Source organism: Pseudomonas sp. MSSRFD41 (genome assembly GCF_014230245.1).
In the GTDB taxonomy this organism is placed as follows: domain Bacteria; phylum Pseudomonadota; class Gammaproteobacteria; order Pseudomonadales; family Pseudomonadaceae; genus Aquipseudomonas; species Aquipseudomonas piscis.
Genome location: NZ_JACKZK010000045.1, coordinates 1 through 16,398, shown reverse-complemented (window position 1 = coordinate 16,398; position 16,398 = coordinate 1). Strand labels below are relative to the sequence as shown.

At 58.1% G+C, this 16,398-nt stretch carries 20 protein-coding genes; 16 read left to right on the top strand and 4 right to left on the bottom strand.

From position 1 onward, the window contains the following. Positions 1 to 21: 21 nt before the first annotated feature. From H7A76_RS31725 to H7A76_RS31690, 8 genes are all read left to right on the top strand, one after another. On the top strand, positions 22 to 468 hold the full coding sequence (locus H7A76_RS31725; protein WP_185702179.1) for a tail fiber assembly protein: 447 nt from the start codon (positions 22 to 24) through the stop codon (positions 466 to 468). A 91-nt stretch (positions 469 to 559) separates the two neighbouring features. Further along, positions 560 to 1,729, top strand: coding sequence for a phage tail sheath protein (locus H7A76_RS31720; protein ID WP_185702178.1), 1,170 nt, complete (start codon positions 560 to 562; stop codon positions 1,727 to 1,729). A 57-nt stretch (positions 1,730 to 1,786) separates the two neighbouring features. Then, a complete protein-coding gene (locus H7A76_RS31715) occupies positions 1,787 to 2,302 on the top strand; it encodes a phage major tail tube protein (protein WP_185702177.1) in 516 nt (171 codons plus the stop codon). Positions 2,303 to 2,354: 52 nt separating this feature from the next. After that, positions 2,355 to 2,684, top strand: a complete 330-nt coding sequence (locus H7A76_RS31710; RefSeq protein ID WP_185702176.1) for a phage tail assembly protein — start codon at positions 2,355 to 2,357, stop codon at positions 2,682 to 2,684. 8 nt (positions 2,685 to 2,692) lie between these two features. Further along, entirely contained in the window at positions 2,693 to 2,812 is a 120-nt protein-coding gene (locus H7A76_RS31705) for a GpE family phage tail protein (protein WP_185702175.1), read from the top strand. After that, entirely contained in the window at positions 2,802 to 5,540 is a 2,739-nt protein-coding gene (locus H7A76_RS31700; RefSeq protein ID WP_221775445.1) for a phage tail tape measure protein, read from the top strand. Before H7A76_RS31705 ends, H7A76_RS31700 begins: the two co-directional genes overlap by 11 nt. A gap of 5 nt (positions 5,541 to 5,545) precedes the next feature. After that, a complete protein-coding gene (locus H7A76_RS31695) occupies positions 5,546 to 5,986 on the top strand; it encodes a phage tail protein (RefSeq protein WP_185702174.1) in 441 nt (146 codons plus the stop codon). Next, a complete protein-coding gene (locus H7A76_RS31690) occupies positions 5,983 to 7,269 on the top strand; it encodes a phage late control D family protein (RefSeq protein ID WP_185702173.1) in 1,287 nt (428 codons plus the stop codon). The genes H7A76_RS31695 and H7A76_RS31690 overlap by 4 nt, the downstream gene beginning before the upstream one ends. 27 nt (positions 7,270 to 7,296) lie before the next feature. Here the strand turns inward: H7A76_RS31690 and H7A76_RS31685 are convergent, their stop codons facing one another. Next, positions 7,297 to 7,755 (bottom strand): hypothetical protein, encoded by a 459-nt coding sequence (locus tag H7A76_RS31685; RefSeq protein ID WP_185702172.1) that lies wholly within the window; start codon positions 7,753 to 7,755, stop codon positions 7,297 to 7,299. Positions 7,756 to 8,251: 496 nt separating this feature from the next. On the opposite strand from H7A76_RS31685, the gene H7A76_RS31680 reads away from it, so the two are divergent. Then, the gene (locus tag H7A76_RS31680) at positions 8,252 to 9,319 is read left to right on the top strand and encodes a hypothetical protein (protein ID WP_185702171.1); all 1,068 of its coding nucleotides are present in this window, start codon (positions 8,252 to 8,254) and stop codon (positions 9,317 to 9,319) included. Positions 9,320 to 9,665: 346 nt separating this feature from the next. On the opposite strand, the gene H7A76_RS31675 is transcribed toward H7A76_RS31680, so the two are convergent. Further along, positions 9,666 to 10,106 (bottom strand): hypothetical protein, encoded by a 441-nt coding sequence (locus H7A76_RS31675; RefSeq protein ID WP_185702170.1) that lies wholly within the window; start codon positions 10,104 to 10,106, stop codon positions 9,666 to 9,668. Positions 10,107 to 10,157: 51 nt separating this feature from the next. Beyond that, positions 10,158 to 10,487 (bottom strand): helix-turn-helix domain-containing protein, encoded by a 330-nt coding sequence (locus H7A76_RS31670; RefSeq protein WP_185702169.1) that lies wholly within the window; start codon positions 10,485 to 10,487, stop codon positions 10,158 to 10,160. A gap of 85 nt (positions 10,488 to 10,572) precedes the next feature. Here H7A76_RS31670 and H7A76_RS31665 point away from each other — a divergent pair, with 85 nt between their 5' ends. The 7 genes from H7A76_RS31665 (at position 10,573) to H7A76_RS31635 (ending at position 15,431) form a co-directional block, all read left to right on the top strand. Further along, on the top strand, positions 10,573 to 10,785 hold the full coding sequence (locus tag H7A76_RS31665) for a DNA-binding protein (protein WP_110596758.1): 213 nt from the start codon (positions 10,573 to 10,575) through the stop codon (positions 10,783 to 10,785). Between the two features lie 29 nt (positions 10,786 to 10,814). Further along, entirely contained in the window at positions 10,815 to 11,288 is a 474-nt protein-coding gene (locus H7A76_RS31660) for a YmfL family putative regulatory protein (protein WP_185702168.1), read from the top strand. Continuing rightward, on the top strand, positions 11,285 to 11,575 hold the full coding sequence (locus tag H7A76_RS31655; protein WP_185702167.1) for an ogr/Delta-like zinc finger family protein: 291 nt from the start codon (positions 11,285 to 11,287) through the stop codon (positions 11,573 to 11,575). The genes H7A76_RS31660 and H7A76_RS31655 overlap by 4 nt, the downstream gene beginning before the upstream one ends. Beyond that, positions 11,572 to 11,943 (top strand): hypothetical protein, encoded by a 372-nt coding sequence (locus H7A76_RS31650; RefSeq protein ID WP_185702166.1) that lies wholly within the window; start codon positions 11,572 to 11,574, stop codon positions 11,941 to 11,943. Before H7A76_RS31655 ends, H7A76_RS31650 begins: the two co-directional genes overlap by 4 nt. Before the next feature lie 75 nt (positions 11,944 to 12,018). Continuing rightward, entirely contained in the window at positions 12,019 to 12,252 is a 234-nt protein-coding gene (locus H7A76_RS31645) for a hypothetical protein (RefSeq protein WP_085600768.1), read from the top strand. Positions 12,253 to 12,327: 75 nt separating this feature from the next. Then, on the top strand, positions 12,328 to 15,126 hold the full coding sequence (locus H7A76_RS31640; protein ID WP_185702180.1) for a toprim domain-containing protein: 2,799 nt from the start codon (positions 12,328 to 12,330) through the stop codon (positions 15,124 to 15,126). A 29-nt stretch (positions 15,127 to 15,155) separates the two neighbouring features. Next, entirely contained in the window at positions 15,156 to 15,431 is a 276-nt protein-coding gene (locus H7A76_RS31635) for a pyocin activator PrtN family protein (RefSeq protein ID WP_185702165.1), read from the top strand. Position 15,432: 1 nt separating this feature from the next. Here the strand turns inward: H7A76_RS31635 and H7A76_RS31630 are convergent. Beyond that, positions 15,433 to 16,398, bottom strand: a 966-nt coding sequence (locus tag H7A76_RS31630; protein WP_185702164.1) for a site-specific integrase, incomplete at its 5' end; no start/stop codon positions are given.

Here is a 16,398-nt window from a genome sequence, read left to right as displayed (position 1 = left end):
GGCAAAGTGTAAGGAGTGATCATGTATTTCAGTGCGCAAACTGGCGGTTTTTACGATCCCGATATGCACGGCCCTTTCGACCCCGGCAACCCTGACTGCGTGATCCCGAGCGATGCAGTGGAGATCTCTCGCGAACGGTGGGCCGAGCTGCTGGCAGGCAACGCTGCGGGCCAGATCATCACGGTTAAAAAGGGGCTGCCCGTGCTTGCCGATCCACCGCCACCGACCCATGAGGAACTTATGAGGCAGGAGCGGCAGTGGCGGGACGATCAGTTAATCAAGACCGATGGCGTCGCAACCCGACACCGCGACGAACTGGAGGACGGCGCTGCTACCACCCTGACAGTCGAGCAGTACGCCGAGCTCCAGACCTATCGCCGAGCCCTGCGAGGGTGGCCCGAATCCGGCGAGTTCCCGCTCAGCGAACACCGCCCACCAGCACCCGTCTGGCTACCTGGGCACCTGTAACCCCCTCCCCTACAAGCCTGCGCGCTCGCTGATCCGGCGCGCGCGCGGCAGCCTGTGCACTGTCACTTCCAATCACGCGCAGGCAAAATCCATGGCCGATTATCTCCACGGCGTGCGGGTCCTCGAACTCAACGACGGCACCCGCCCCATTCGCACCATCCCCACCGCTGTTATCGGCCTGGTCTGCACTGCCGATGACGCCGATGCCAATACCTTCCCGCTCGATACCCCGGTCCTGTTGACCAATGTGCAAGCAGCCGTGGGCAAGGCCGGTACCAAGGGCACACTCCGCGCCTCGCTCCAGGCCATCGCCGACCAGACCAAGCCCTACACAATCGTGGTGCGGGTCAAGGAAGGTGCAGATGAAGCCGCCACCACCAGTGCGCTGATCGGTACCACCACGGCCGAGGGCAAGTACACCGGCATGAAAGCCCTGCTCGCGGCCAAGGCCCGCGTCGGCATGGTGCCGCGCATCCTCGGCGTGCCAGGCCTCGACAGCCTGCCAGTCGCCACCGCCCTGGGCGCCATCGCCAAGGACCTGCGCGCCTTCGCCTACGTCAGCGCCTGGAACTGCAAGACCAAGGAAGAAGTGGTCGCCTACCGCGAGAACTTCGGCGCGCGGGAAATGATGGTGATCTGGCCGGAGTTCCTGAACTGGGACACCGCGACGAACAAGACCGTTACCGCCTCGGCCGTGGCCCGTGCACTGGGCCTGCGCGCGAAGATTGACCAGGAGACCGGCTGGCACAAGACCCTGTCCAACGTCGCGGTCAACGGCGTCACCGGCATCAGCGCCGACGTGTTCTGGGACCTGCAGAACCCCGCTACCGATGCCAACTACCTCAACAGCAACGAGATCACCACGCTGATCAACGAGGGCGGGTTCCGCTTCTGGGGCAGCCGGACTTGCAGCGACGATCCGCTGTTCGCGTTCGAGAACTACACCCGCACCGCGCAGATCCTGGCCGACACCATGGCCGCCGCGCATATGTGGGCCGTCGACAGACCGCTCCACCCATCCCTGGTGCGCGACATCATCGAAGGGGTCAACGCCAAGTTTCGGGAAATGGTCGCCCAGGGCTACCTGATTGGCGGTAGCTGCTGGTACCCGGACGACGCCAACGACAAGGACACCCTCAAGGCCGGCAAGCTGTTCCTCGACTACGACTACACGCCGGTTCCACCGCTGGAAGACCTCACCCTGCGGCAGTGGATCACCGACCGCTACCTGATGGACTTCGCCAGCAAGATCAACAGCTAACCCGGGGCTCCCCCGCGAAGGGAGTCACCCCGTGCCAGGACACCGGAGAACACCGCCATGGCCATGCCTCGCAAACTGAAAAACCTCAACCTGTTCAACGACGGCAACAGCTACCTGGGCGTGGTCAAGTCGGTCACCCTGCCGCCCCTCGGCCGAAAGATGGAAGCCTACCGGGGCGGCGGCATGAACGGCTCGGTCAAGGCAGACCTGGGCTTCTCCGATGACGGTATCCAGTTCGAGTGGAAGACCGGCGGCCTGGACCTGATCGGCCTGCGCCAGTTCGGTTCGGTCAACGCGGCAGGGATCATGCTGCGCTTCTCCGGCGCCTTTCAGCAGGACGACACCGGCGACGTCAGCTCGGTCGAGATCGTTGTCCGCGGCCGGCATGAGTCGATCGAGATGGGCGATGCCAAGTCCGGCGAAGACACCGAGCACAGCATCAAGACCACCTGCAGCTACTACAAGCTGACCGTGGACAACGAGGAAATCATCGAGATCGACCTCCTCAACTTCATCGAAAAGGTCGCGGGCAAGGACATGCTCGACAAGCAGCGCACCGCCCTCGGCATATGACCCCTTCGCCCATCAGCCGGGCGACTAACCCTGCAACCAGGAGAACCACCCCATGAGCACCGAAGACACCACCCAAGCCATCCCCGAAGCCGAGAACAACACCGTGGTCCTCGACACGCCAATCAGCCGCGGCAACAGCACCGTCGAAACCATCACCTTGCGCAAGCCCCAGGCGGGCGAGCTGCGCGGTGTGAACCTGGTCGAACTGCTGAACATGGACGTCGCCTCACTGATCAAGATCCTGCCTCGAATCAGCACCCCGAGCATCACCTCCCCCGAGGCCGCAGCGATGGACCCCGCCGACCTGCTGGAATGCGGCAGCAAGATCGCTGGTTTTTTGTTGCGCAAGTCGGTGAAGACGGAAGTATCCCTCATCGCGTAGAGGACGCCATGGCCGACCTGGCCGTGGTTTTTCACTGGGCACCGGCTGACATGGACCAGCTGGACCTGCAGGAACTGATGGACTGGCGCGAACGCGCCAGGGTACGGAGCGCAAACGATGGCGAATGACCTCAAGTTGCAGGTGTTGCTCAACGCCATTGATAAGGCCAGCGGCCCTCTGAAAAAGATCAGCGCGAGTAGCCTGGAGAGCGCCCGCGCTATCAAGCAGGCCCGTGAACGCCTGAAGGAACTGAGCACTCAGCAAAAGGATGTCAGCGCATGGCGTACTCAACGCACCGCAGCAGACCAAACCAAGCAAGCCCTCGACTCTGCGCGTGAACGGGTCAAGGCCCTCAGCCAGCAGTTCGCCGCAACCGGTGCCCCCACCCAGGCGATGACCCGGGATATGCGTTCGGCGATCCGTGAAGCTCAACGGCTCAAGCAACAGCATCAGCAGCAGAGCCAGCAGCTCCAGGGGCTGCGCTCGAAACTCTATGGCGCCGGTATCAGCACCAAGGATCTGGGGAACCACGAACGCCAGCTCCGAGAACAAATCGGCGCCACCAATGCCACCATCGGCGAGCAGACCAGGCGTCTGCGCCTCCTCAGTTCTCAGCAAGCGCATACCGCCAAAACCAAGGCCTCGCTTAAGCACTCCTATGACCGCCGCAAACAATTTTCTGGTGATGCCGCTATCAGCGGAGCAGCGGGCATGGGTGTTGGTTATGGCATTGGCCGCGGCTTGTACGCCCCGCTGCAGGAAGGAAAGAGCTTTGCCATTGAGGAACAGCGGGTTGCAGCACTGGGATTAGGGAAAGAGGACACCAGCAAGGCCATACAGTTTGCAAAGGAGATGAAGACCTATGGCACCAGCGTTACCGAGAACCTGACGCTGGTCAGGGATGCCATGACGGTGTTTGCAGATGAGCACGAAGCCGAAATGGTTGCTCCGACTCTCGCGAAAATGAAGTTCGCAAACCACGCCATGTATGGCGAGGAGGAAGGAGCCGAGAACGAGCGCAAGTTCATGGACATGCTCAAGGTCATTGAGCTGCGCGGAGGCCTGGCCAGCAAAGAGGCCTTCATCAACCAGGCAGACATCGTGCAGCGCGTGCTGACTGCCACCGGCGGCCGAGTGGGTCCGAACGAATGGCTGAACGTGATCAAGACAGGAGGCGTTGCAGCCAAGGGCATCAAAGACGACGCTTTTTACTACCAGTTGGAGCCGCTGGTACAGGAAATGGGCGGTCATCGTGTCGGTACCGCGATGATGAGCGCCTATTCAAACATCTACCAAGGCCGAACCACCAAACGCGCAGCTAACAACCTCGAAGCCCTGGGCCTAGTGGACCCAACGAAGGTCAAGCACGATAAGGCTGGCCAGATTTCCTTCCTCGATGTCGGCGCAATCAAAGGTAGCGAGATTTTCAGGGAGAACCAGTTCGAGTGGCTGGAAAAGATCCTGCTGCCTCAGTTGAAAGCCAAAGGCATCACTGAAAAGAGCCAGGTTCTGGACACCATCGGCAGCATCTTCTCCAACCGCACAGCATCGAACCTGTTTGCACAGATGTATCTGCAGCGAGAGCAAATCCACAAAAACGCCAGGCTCAATGAGGGAGCTGATGGTATTGATCAGCTTTATGAGAAAGGGCTCGACAGCGTGCAGGGACAGGAACTTGAGCTCCTGGCGCAGAAAGCAAACGCTTATAGGGAGATGAGTTCGGCAATTCTCCCCACCTACGTTGCCGCTCTAAAAAGCGTCACCGAAACCATCAAGGGCATCACAGCTTGGATGAAGGAAAACCCGGCTGCGGCCTCGGTCATGATGAAAACACTGATGTTCGTCGGGGGGCTGGCGGCTGCCTTCGGAGCGCTAGCCTTGGTATTGGCCAGCTTTGTTGGCCCCTTCGCCGTGATCAACTATGGACTGGGCCTCTTCGGGACCAAGGCGGCTAGATCCGGTGGGATCATGCAACGGCTGTTTCCGACATTGATCGGGCTCGCTCGTAACGCCCTGCCAATGCTTGGGCAAGGTGTGAAGCTGCTTGCGGGCCTTATGAGCGGCGTACTGATGGCAGCTATTCGAGGTATTGGCGTCGCTCTAATGGGCCTCGCAGCCAACCCTGTCGCCCTGGCTATCGCAGCCATAGTCATCGCTGTCGCCGGTGCGGCGTACCTGATCTACAAAAACTGGGATGCAGTGAAGGCCTACGTCATAGGATTGTGGAACGAGATTACGGCCGGCTTCTCCGGGGGCATCGGCGGCATCATCACGGTGCTGACCAACTTCACGCCAATAGGCATCCTCTACCGGGCCTTCGCCGAGGTTCTGAACTACCTGGGTCTGGATCTGCCGACCCGGTTTACCGAGTTCGGCAGCATGATCATCAACGGCCTGGTCAATGGCCTGATGAGCGGACTGGGCGCAGTCAAGCAGACCATCACAGCAATCGGCGACTCAACCATCGGCTGGTTCAAGGAAAAGCTCGACATCCACAGCCCATCGCGGGTGTTCGCCGAGCTCGGCGGCTTCACCATGGCCGGCCTGACCCAGGGCCTCGAGGCCGGCCAGCAGGGGCCGCTCAACGCCGTGAACGACCTGAGTCGCAAGCTGACCTCCGCCGGCAGCATGGGCCTGGGCATCGCCGCGCTGCCAAACCTGTCGGTGGACACCCGCGCGCCCATCAGCCCCACCGCCGTGGCCACATACGACAGCCACGACACCTACGAAATTAACATCCACACCAGCCCTGGCATGGATGCCGTCGCGATTGGCCGCGCCGTCCGGGCCGAGCTGGCCCGCATTGAGAGCGAGAAAGGCGCTCGCAGGCGCAGCAAACTCGCTGACCTGGAGTAACCGCCATGATGATGGCCTTGGGAATGTTCGTCTTCAGCCTGTCCACCGCTGCCTACCAGGAGCTACAGCGGCAAACCGAATGGCGGCACGTCAGCAGTACCCGGATCGGCGCCGCGCCGGCCCGCCAGTTCGTCGGCCGTGGTGACGACTCGATCACCCTGCCCGGCGTGATCCTGCCAGAACTTGTCGGCTCGGTTCTCAGCCTCGACACCTTGCGGCTCATGGCGAACACAGGGAAGGCCTGGCCGATGGTCGAGGGCAGCGGCCGGATCTACGGTCTGTGGGTGATCGAAAGCCTGAGCGAGACCAAGACGATATTCTTCCGCGATGGCACTCCACGGCGCCTGGAGTTCACCCTCAGCCTCAAACGTATCGACGATGACCGGATCGACCTGCTCGGCGCCGCTGCCAGCACAGGCGTCAATATCTTGAGGATGCTGCTGTGATCGATGCGGCCCTCGCCAGGGTGACGGGATTTGTCGAAGGCGCCGTAGACAAGTACCGCCGCGAGACCTCCTACCCGGTGCCGGCCTTCCGCATCACTGTCGATGGAAACGATATTGCCCAGCTGATCAGCCCGCGCCTGATCAGCCTGCAACTGACCGACAACCGCGGTATCGAGGCCGATCAACTCAGCATCACCTTGAGCGACCATGACGGGCTGCTGACCATCCCACCCAAGGGCGCTGTGCTGCGGTTGTGGCTCGGTTGGAGTGATACGGGCCTGGTGGACAAGGGCACCTACACCGTCGACGAGACTGAGCACAGTGGCGCGCCGGACGTACTCAGCATCCGGGCGCGCTCTGCAGATCTGCGCAAGGGGTTGAAGACCAAGCGCGAACGGAACTGGAGCAACTCGACCCTGGGCGCCGTCCTGGGCGACATCGCCATCGGCAACGGTCTTACCGCGACCATTGCCGGCGCCCTGGATGGTTTGCCGATCCTGCAGTTGGACCAGGCCAACGAATCAGACGCGAACCTGATCAGCCGGATCGGCGAGGAATTCGACGCGGTGATCACCGTCAAGGCCGGCTGCCTGATGTGCCTTCCTGCCGGTGGCGGCAAGACCGCCAGCGGCCTGGATCTGCCACACATCACCCTGGTCCGGGCCGATGGCGACCAGCATCGCTACCTGCTGGCCGACCGCGACAGCTACGACGGTGTGCGGGCCTATTTCTACGACGTGAACAGCGCAAAAAAACAGGAGGCCATCGCCGGCGGCGGCGACAACCTCAAGGACCTGCGTCACACCTACAGCGACCGCCAGTCCGCCCTGCGCGCTGCCCGGGCCGAGTTCAACCGCCTGCAACGCGGCAGCGCCACCCTGAGCTACACCCTGGCCGTGGGCCGGCCGGATCTGATCCCCGAACTGACCTATACCTTGGAAGGCGTGAAGCCCGAGATCGATGCGATTATCTGGTACGGCGGCAACGTACAACACAGCCTCAGCGCCGATAGCGGGTACACCGTCAGCCTGGAGCTGGAGAGCAAGCTGCCCGAGGACACCGTCGAAGGGTTGGCCGAGGAGAATCGGCAGGATTACACGGGGATCATCGCTTACTACCGCGACGAGAAAACAGGAAAGGAAAAGACCAGGACGGCCGGAGATCAAACAAAACCCAAGCGGCTGCTCTGGCTGTACGCAAACAAGCACACTGCAAAACGGGCTGTTGATCGTGAGTGGAAAAGGCTGCAAGAGGAGAAGGCAAAAACCGATAGCCCCACATGATGCGGGGCTAGAAACAGCAAAATAGTGCTATTCAGCAAATACCGAAATGGTTGTACTACCGCCATCACGGGCAAATGCCTGGCATTCAAGTGCCAGCCCCTCCTCTTCAATGCTGGCAATCTCTCCTCCACTGCTCAGAGCCTCGCTGCGGCACTGCTTCGATGCCTTGACGATGCCTGCCGGAGAATGGGAGGAAAGCAGTCCGCCGGCTCGACCGACCAAGTCATAGTACTGCTGGTCGGGCTCAGGACCATCCCACGTAACCGCAAGGGTCGGAGCACCCAACGCACAGCTAACCGAGAGAGTGATGCTCGGTCCGTCCTGAAACTCGGTCAAGCGCTTGCCATCTGTTTGCCTGACTTGGGTTAGATGCCTTTCCTGCTTGAGTGAGTTGAGGACACCATCACAGGTCGCAGCCATAACCGATGATGGCAACACCATTACTGCCAGGCAAATGTGTAAAGCTCTAAACGATCCCAGTTTCATAACTATCCTTAGCTCATCAGGTCGGTACCGAGCCGGTACCAGAAGCTCGTTTGACTGATCCAACTTGAACGGATGCAGACTATGCCGACCGTTTCATATCAGCAAGAGAGTCAGTCAATTCCAGTAGGCGCTGCTCGACACCCATTCGACGTCTCATTTCCTCAGCGGCTGCACCGTCAGCTTGGAGCTGGCGAGCAAGTTGCTCAAGAACACCGTCGAAGGGTTTGGCCGAGGAGAATCGGTCGAGTTACACGGGGATTATCGCCCAGTACCGCGGTAAGAACAGCGGTAAACAATTGACTATCACGGCACGGAAGCAGACCAAACCACGGTAATTGAAGTTGTTGTATGGGAGCAAGACGACGGCGAAGCGGGCTGTTGATAGAGAATGGCAACGCTGGCACATTGAATTAGAAAAGCACACATGATTTACCCAAAAAAATGATATCATTAGCAAATAAAAACACTATAAGCGCCCCAACATGGAAATATGGAAATGCTTACAACCCAAACAGCGCTACTTACAGCACTAATATTACTACCCGCTGTCTTCAGCATAATCTTAATACATATCATATTCGCAATAACAAACAACATAAAAAGTAAACAAACAAAATTTAAAAAATTAAAAGTTTTCTCTTTAGACGCCGACAGAGGCCTTGCAGAGCAAGGATACTTATGGCTAAGCATCCTTACACCTTTAATCTACTTTCTGGTATTTGGGTATTTCTCATGGAGGGACTACGCACCCGCCTTAAATGAACAAGGTTTTTCTAAATTCATAGAAATCAGTACGCTACCACTAGCACTACTTTCACTTTCATTACCACTTTCTGTACTTTCCGCAAGAATACACGCAACACACCAGACTTCTACTCAAATCGAAGCCACAAAACACAAAAACAACTTAGACTCTTATTATGCTCACAGAAAATCAATGTTTGAGTATTTCGGCGCCCTTAGAAAAATTAGTTATCTCGAAGCTCTTACCGGTGATTTTTATGCACACCCACGGCTTCACAAACGTTTCTTCATAGATAAGGGTCCAGAAAATGGAACCCCAGATGTGAATCAAGAGCAATTTACTGACGCAATTAAGACTCTAAAAGAAATTAGAGAACATATTCACAATACACTAATAAAAGACACCGAATACTTAATTTCCGCTGAGCAATATATAATTGCATCAAAAAAAATAATTAAACTATCAAAGCTTCTTGACCTACCAGCAATATACGAAGACCTGCTACGTAAAAACCAAGCCTACCAGTTAACCCCAGACAAAGATTCGCCTGAAAAAGATATTGAAATAATAACTATAGGGGAAAGCAAGATCGAGTTGATAGCCGCCTACAGATATACACGATCATTTCTTAGAGTGCTGTGCGAGTTCGCAGGCCAAGACGTCAGTTTTTTTGATAAAAACATTATAAATGCAATCGACAAAGATGAAACATTCCATCAGCCCCCCTACACCACTAAACATCTTAAAGAAATTATGAACGCAGCCGTACTAGAAAGTAGAAAGATTCGTACAGCAAGAGTAAGCTTGAATAAGGCATAGGCTATTATAAAGCCCCGAAATTTTTTCGGGGCAGCCGTTCAAGTATTCAGCCTAAAAAAAGCCTCTAGCAATCTAATAACATCATCTTGGTGCTGCTTTTTAATTAGCAAAAACAACACCAACAGCCTTACTTCTCTCTCGTCAAGCAGGTAGAAGTGCATCAAAGGACAATCAAACTTCAACTCATTACTGTTCTCCGACATGCGATAACTCCCTTCACACGTAACGGGTGCCCGACACCATGATGGCGCCGTCCATTTCACCCGGGGAACAGCCGATTTTCAGCACATCGGAACGTGCCACCAGCCCCACTATTCACAATTTTCCGTGGGATGCTGCTCGTAGGTCAGCGGAATGTCAGCATGCAGGAATTCATAGCGCATGAGCCTTTAACGGAGAGGCCGTTCGAAAAGGTCCGACCTTCGTACTTACCTCCGGCCTGGACACGCTCTACCTCTGCTCCATTTTCTCCGGTGAGTAGTGCTACAGCTCGCTGTGCAAGGACAGAGGCCTGCTTACTTCTTGCCTCGTACTCAGGCTCTGTCGCCGTAATCCAACCGACATTGACCCGGTCGCATTTGAACTCCAGCTTCATGGAAAATGTCTTGTCGCCAAACGTGTATCCAGAGGCTTTGCAACCTGGCGAATCTTCTTCCTGGGATTGTTTGAGCACCGGAGAGCCGATGGACTTTACCGTCGCGGCTTCGTCGATCTTCCGAATGTCCGCCATTGCAGCGGACATACCCACCGGAAGCAAAACACACGCCACCAGAGTTTTTTTCAACACGACTCTCATCCTTTGAGCTCTGGGGCCTATCGAACCCCAATTGTTAAGTCACTATGCCGTACCACCTGCCTTTGCCAGCGCGTAAGCCATCCTCACCAACGACTGCCGGTCGTCGTGGGCCATCTCACGGTAGAACTCCAGTAAATGCATTTCATCCGCCAGAACGGAATCAGCGGGTACTGGCCTACGTTCTCCAGTAACAACGTAAAGGATGTCCACACCCTTTTCTGCGACCGCAGCCAGATACGCTGCATCAGGACTGCGCTCGCCCTTTTCGTAATTGAACTGAGAAGTTTTGGCTACCCCAGCAAAAGCAGCAAATTCCGCCTGGTTGAACCCCAAGCGAGCACGCTCCTCTTTTAGCCTTTCGCCAATTTTCAACAAAACGACCCCTTACTAGTTGACGATTCAACATTTGTTGAATAGCCTTCATCTGTCATCACACGAAATCACACGAAACGGAACTATGCACAACGCCTACCCCACCGAGCAAGCACGCCAAGAGGCCCGAGCTCGCCTCGCGCGCCAGGGCATCTCGGCACGAGATTGGGCACAGCAGCACACCCTTAATCCATCAACCGTCTATGCGGTGCTGAACGGACAAAAGAAATGCCTGCGCGGGGAAGCCCATCGCGCAGCAGTCCTGCTCGGTATCAAAGACGGCGAAATCACAAACTAGGGCCTCTGGCTCCAAGGGGAAACCAGAAGATGAAACGCCCGGTTCTAGTGACCAAGCGACAGGTAATGAGCGCGGTAATCTGCGATTACCCCGGCGGTCGCGAGTGTGCCGCAGCCCGCCTCGGCTACGAGCTCAAGAAGTTCGACAACCACATTTACGAGAACGCCGGCAGTCGGCCGCTCAGCGATGAACAGATCCACCTGCTGGAGCAGGACTCCGGCACGACTCATCTGCCCGAGTACATCGCCAGCCTCTACGGCGGCATGTTCGTGCCCCTGGCCAAGCCTGAAACCCTGGACAACATCGACCTCTACAGCCGTTCGGTGAATGCCGCTGCCAAGCGAGGCTATGTCGATCAGATCATCGCCAAGGCGTTGGACGACGGCGTTATCGAGCCCGGAGAGGCCGAGGCCATCCTCGCCGCACATCACCGCTACATGGCAGCGCGTCATTCCGAGGTGTTGGCCACGATCCTGCTGCACAGCAAGGAGCGCCAGCATTGAGCACCTACAAACTGCTCTGCCCTCACTGCCTGAGCCGTATGCGCATCCGCACCAGCGAGGGAACCCACATCTTCCTGCGCGTGGCTTACCTGCAATGCACCAACGAGGCCTGCGGCTGGTCGGTGCGTGCTGAGTTCGAAATGACCCACGAAATGAGCCCCAGCGGCATGGCCAATCCCGCCGTGCGCCTGCCCATCGCTGACATCGCCCTGCGCCGGGCCGCGATGCGGACCACCAACGATCAACCCGACCTACTCGATCAACTGGAAATGGAGTGCGCGCGATGAATCACGAACAACTTCCCCACGACTACCGCAGCAGCATGCAACGGGCGGCCTACGCCTACCTGCAGCGCCATGAGGCGCAGTACCTGGTGGATTCGGATCTGCTGTACGACAGCTGCGTCCGCCACCTGACCACCGCCCTGGAAGTACCAGTGTTCATGGCCCAGCAACTGGTGCACAACGCCTGGACCGACCTGCAGGTAGCCAACCAACGCAAGTGGATAGGTGTGGACTGGAGCAGCAGCCCTGGCGGCACCGTTGTGCACCTGATCGATATCCGGGCCGGCCTGCGCTACCCGGTACCGGCAAGGCTGCTACCGCAGGCTTTGCTCGACAAGCGCGACCCAGCGCACAAGCACCACCCTCGATAACCCCCGTTTAAAACACCCGCCCTGCCCCGCTTCCCGTGGGTTTGGGTGAGCTTTGCCCGAAATCCGAGGTGGACCATGGAAATCGACATCGACATCACCGCAAAACTGCCTCGCGGTCAAGCCGAAGCACTGCTCCAGGCGCTACGTGCCGACTACAGCGCCCAGTTCAACGAGCACTGGTATGACGACCGCTTTCGCATGATCCCCGCGGGTTTACGGCACGGCTCGCTACTCGCGGCCTTTCCTGTGATGGCCGCACAGAAGCGCCTGATCGGCGCCCTCAAACACAGTCTCGGCGAAGGGAAGTAACCCGATGAACCTGCAAGACCAATTCCCCCCTGTGGAGCCGCTGCTGTGAACCGCAAGGCTGTGAACCGCAAACCCATGGAAAACCAGATCCGCTACGACGTAATCCAGCGCCTGGAAGCCGACTATGGCCTGCAACATATGGCCAACACCAAGTACATGCGCAAAGGGACCTGCCCCCAGTGCAACCAGCGCCGGTTGTTCTCGCGCTACGACGAGCCCTGGTTTATCCGCTGCGGTCGAGAACAAAACTGCAAGTACATGGCGCCGACCAAGGAGCTGTATCCCGACCTGTTCGACGACTGGAGCAAGCGTGCCCCTTCCAGCAATGACAACCCGACAGCCAGTGCCAAGGCCTACCTGACCTATGCCCGCGGCTTTCGCCTGGAGTTGATCACCGGTTGGTTCACCCAGGAGAACTATTTCGATCGCGAGTTGAACATCGGCTCTGCGACTGTTCGCTTTCCCCTTGACCACGGTGGCTACTGGGAGCGTCTGATCGACCAGCCGGCGCGCTTCGGCAAGAAGAAAGCCCGGTTCCAGCCCGGACAGAGCTACAAGGGTTACTGGTGGTGCCCGCCGTGCGTGGACCTGCTGCAGGTCGACGAGCTCTGGATCGTCGAGGGCATCTTCGACGCCATTGCGCTGATCCATAACGGCATATCAGCGGTGGCGGCCCTGTCTTCAAATGCCTTTCCTGAGGAGTCGCTCAAAGCCCTGGTCGCAGCCAGGGCGGGCCGAACGCCCAAACTGGTCTGGGCGCTGGACAACGAACCAGGCGCGCACCAGTACACCAGGACCTGGGTCAAGCGTGCGCGCGAACTGGGGTTCATCTGCGAGGCGGCCCAGATCCCACAACCCGACGCCCGCAAGGTCGACTGGAACGACCTGCATCAGCGCTGGGACTTCATCGAGGATGAAGCCGAGCGAGCACACCGGATCGACAAGGATCTCACCGAAGCCCGCCACCATGGCGCCCTGCTGATCGCTGAAAGCGCTACGGACAAGGCGCTGCTCATGTACCAGTGGCGCGAGCGCGAGGAGTTCCACTTCTGCTTTGACTCGCGCCTGTACTGGTGGAAGTTGGATCTCGCCAAATTCAATAGTGCCAAGCAGGCCCTGGAGAAAAGCGACGACCAGGACGCCCAGGTCCTTAACGAAAAACAATTGCGGGAGAAGGCGCTGAACGTCGCAGGCTGCGTCGTAGAAATCGCCAACTGCTACCCCAAGGCCCTCTACTTCCAGCGCAACGAGATCACGGACGAGTCCTGGTACTTCTTTCGGGTCGACTTCCCGCACGACGGCGGCTCAGTCAAGAACACCTTCACCGGTGCCCAGGTTGCCGCCGCCAGCGAGTTCAAGAAACGCCTGCTTGGGATGGCTGCCGGCGCCGTGTTCACCGGCAGCGGCCAGCAGTTGGACAAGCTCATGAAGGATCAGCTGTTCGGCATTAAGACCGTTCAGACCATCGATTACGTGGGTTACAGCAAGGAATACGGCTGTTACATCTTCAACGACATTGCCGTGCGCGAAGGCCAACTCATCAGCATCAACGAGGAGGAGTTCTTCGAAATGGGCAAGCTCAAGCTGAAGTCGTTGCAAAAGGGCGTGAAAATCAACCTGACCAAGGACAACAAGAACTACGACTCGCGCTGGCTGGGCCTGCTCTGGCAGTGCTTTGGTACTCAGGGAATCGTGGCGCTGGCCTTCTGGTTCGGCTCCCTGTTCGCCGAGCAGATCCGCAGCCGGTACCAGTCGTTCCCGTTCCTGGAAGCCACGGGCGAAGCCGGTGCCGGCAAGACCACCCTGCTAACCCTGCTGTGGAAGTTGCTGGGCCGCGAGGGCTATGAGGGGTTCGACCCGTCCAAGTCCACTAAGGCCGGCCGTAGCCGCCTGATGGGCCAGGTATCAGGCATACCCATCGTTCTGCTCGAGTCCGACCGCAGCGGCGACGACAAGGCCCATGCAAAAACCTTCGAATGGGACGAGCTCAAGGACTACTTCGGCGGCGGCACCCTGGCCACCAAAGGCGTCAAGACCGCCGGCAACGAAACCTACGAGCCCCCGTTCCGCGGCACCATCGCCATCAGCCAGAACGCCCCAGTGGTGGCCTCCGAGGCGATCATGACCAGGATCGTCAAGCTGCACTTCGTTCGCCCCAACGTCACCCCCGAAAGTCGGGCCGCGGCCGATCTGCTGAATTCGCTGGATGGTTCGACCTTGAGCAACTTCCTGCTCCAGGCCGTGCGCAAGGAACAGGAAATCCTGGAACTGCTCGGCCAGCGCCTCCCGGGCTACGAGGCCAAGCTGCGCGCCCTCCACTCCCATTGTTTCGCTTGCGACACCCCTTTCCATAACGAGGAAAGCGCCTGTAAGCATTGCGGCAACAGCCTGCGGGGTTACATCCGAGTCGAGCGGATCAACAAGAACCATGCACAGCTACTCGCCCTTCTGGATTGCTTGCACACCGTTGTACCGCTCACCGACCAGCAAATCAGCGGCACCCGCGCGCTAATTATCAGCATGGCTATCGAGCGCCAAGCCTCGATCAGTTCGGATCATCCGGTGGTGGCTGAATTCTGGGAGGTCTACGAGTACCTCGAAGGACTCGACGCCGACGGGCCGGTGGTCAATCACAGCAAGAACGAGAGCGTGATCGCCATCAACCTCAACGACTTCGTGAAGGTGGCAACCGAGCACCGCCAGAAGATCGCAGACATCAGCGAACTACGGGACCGCTTGAAAGACTCCCGGTCCCGGAAGCTGCTCCACCCAAACAAATCGACTGATAGCGCTGTTCGTGCCTACCAGGCTCGCAGTACCAACGCCGTTACCGCAAAGCAACCGATCATGAAGTGCTGGCACTTCCAGGCTTGAATGCCCCACTACCTTGAAGGAGCAACACTGTGAACACTCTTTTTGTACTGATGGCTCAGTACAACGGCCAGGCCGTGATTCCCCTGGACAGGATTTGCCAGGACTACTTCACACACCTGACTGTCGACATGTTTCAGCGCAAGGTTCTGGCGGGGCAAATCAAGATCCCCATCACGCGGATGGAGAACAGCCAGAAAAGCGCCAAGGGTGTGCACATTACAGACCTCGCTGCCTACCTGGACGCTCAACGAGCTGCGGCAGTAAAGGAAAGTGATCAACTCCACAGCGCCCCTCGTAGCAGCTGAATCAGCCCAGGCTCCGGGCGCCGAATGTCACAGGCGCCTTCAGGACGCTTTCCAACCAGGCCCAGCCGGCATAGATATCCCCACGCCCCCGCAGATGGGTGTAGCGGCGCATGGAGTTCCAGTCCCTGTGTCCCGACACGCCGGCCACCCTGGGAATATCCCACCCCATCTCAAACAGGCGACTCACCCCTTCATGGCGCAAGTCATGGAAGTGCAGATCCTCGATACCAAGAAGCTTGCAGGCCCTGGTCCAAGAAGCCGATATCGATTCTGCGCTGTAGGGAAAGATCTCAGCCACGACCTTGGGCATGGTATGCAAAATGGCCCAGGCCTCCTGTGGCAGATGGCACCACACATCATTGCCATGTTTCTGCCCGGGGTTCTTCATGTCACGAACCAAGACCCGCTGCCCCTCGGCATCCAGATCCGCCCAGCGAATCCGCGTGATTTCTTCTTGGCGCCTTGTAGAAAACAAGGCGAAGGCCACCATCTTGAGCATGTTGATGGACGTCGGACGATAGCTCTGAATGCCCTGGAAGTGGGTCAACAGCTTGTCGAGTTCTTCCAGTGTTGGACGACGGTCACGCTCACGGCTACGCATGTTGTAGCCGAGCTTGCGCAGTACCTTGCGCGCATCCCCCATGGCATGCGGGTCCACCACATAGCCCCAGGCCGGTCTGGCAATGGACAGCACTGCACTCAGGTGCGCCATGTCGTTGCCGAGGGTTTGAGGTTTGACGTTGCCGCCTTCGGCACTCATCCGCCAAAGACCGTACTCCACCAGAAGCTGGCTGTTGATGTCGTGATCATTGACGTGGCCCAGATAGGACTCACTGATGGCTTTGAGCGTAGCGAGCTTGGTTTTACCCAGAGGCCTGACCTTGTTCATTTCATCGATGTAGCGCTCGATCATTTGCTGAATCGTTGCGCCTTTGCGACTTGCCCGCTCGATGGCGCCTGGCTGGTC

Excerpts from the sequence above, each read along its gene's own strand:
- H7A76_RS31725 (WP_185702179.1), top strand. The coding sequence starts at position 22 with ATGTATTTCAGTGCGCAAACTGGCGGTTTTTACGATCCCGATATGCAC.
- H7A76_RS31720 (WP_185702178.1), top strand. The coding sequence starts at position 560 with ATGGCCGATTATCTCCACGGCGTGCGGGTCCTCGAACTCAACGACGGC.
- H7A76_RS31715 (WP_185702177.1), top strand. The coding sequence starts at position 1,787 with ATGGCCATGCCTCGCAAACTGAAAAACCTCAACCTGTTCAACGACGGC.
- H7A76_RS31710 (WP_185702176.1), top strand. The coding sequence starts at position 2,355 with ATGAGCACCGAAGACACCACCCAAGCCATCCCCGAAGCCGAGAACAAC.
- H7A76_RS31705 (WP_185702175.1), top strand. The coding sequence starts at position 2,693 with ATGGCCGACCTGGCCGTGGTTTTTCACTGGGCACCGGCTGACATGGAC.
- H7A76_RS31700 (WP_221775445.1), top strand. The coding sequence starts at position 2,802 with ATGGCGAATGACCTCAAGTTGCAGGTGTTGCTCAACGCCATTGATAAG.
- H7A76_RS31695 (WP_185702174.1), top strand. The coding sequence starts at position 5,546 with ATGATGATGGCCTTGGGAATGTTCGTCTTCAGCCTGTCCACCGCTGCC.
- H7A76_RS31685 (WP_185702172.1), bottom strand. The coding sequence starts at position 7,755 with ATGAAACTGGGATCGTTTAGAGCTTTACACATTTGCCTGGCAGTAATG.
- H7A76_RS31680 (WP_185702171.1), top strand. The coding sequence starts at position 8,252 with ATGCTTACAACCCAAACAGCGCTACTTACAGCACTAATATTACTACCC.
- H7A76_RS31665 (WP_110596758.1), top strand. The coding sequence starts at position 10,573 with ATGCACAACGCCTACCCCACCGAGCAAGCACGCCAAGAGGCCCGAGCT.
- H7A76_RS31660 (WP_185702168.1), top strand. The coding sequence starts at position 10,815 with ATGAAACGCCCGGTTCTAGTGACCAAGCGACAGGTAATGAGCGCGGTA.
- H7A76_RS31650 (WP_185702166.1), top strand. The coding sequence starts at position 11,572 with ATGAATCACGAACAACTTCCCCACGACTACCGCAGCAGCATGCAACGG.
- H7A76_RS31645 (WP_085600768.1), top strand. The coding sequence starts at position 12,019 with ATGGAAATCGACATCGACATCACCGCAAAACTGCCTCGCGGTCAAGCC.
- H7A76_RS31640 (WP_185702180.1), top strand. The coding sequence starts at position 12,328 with ATGGAAAACCAGATCCGCTACGACGTAATCCAGCGCCTGGAAGCCGAC.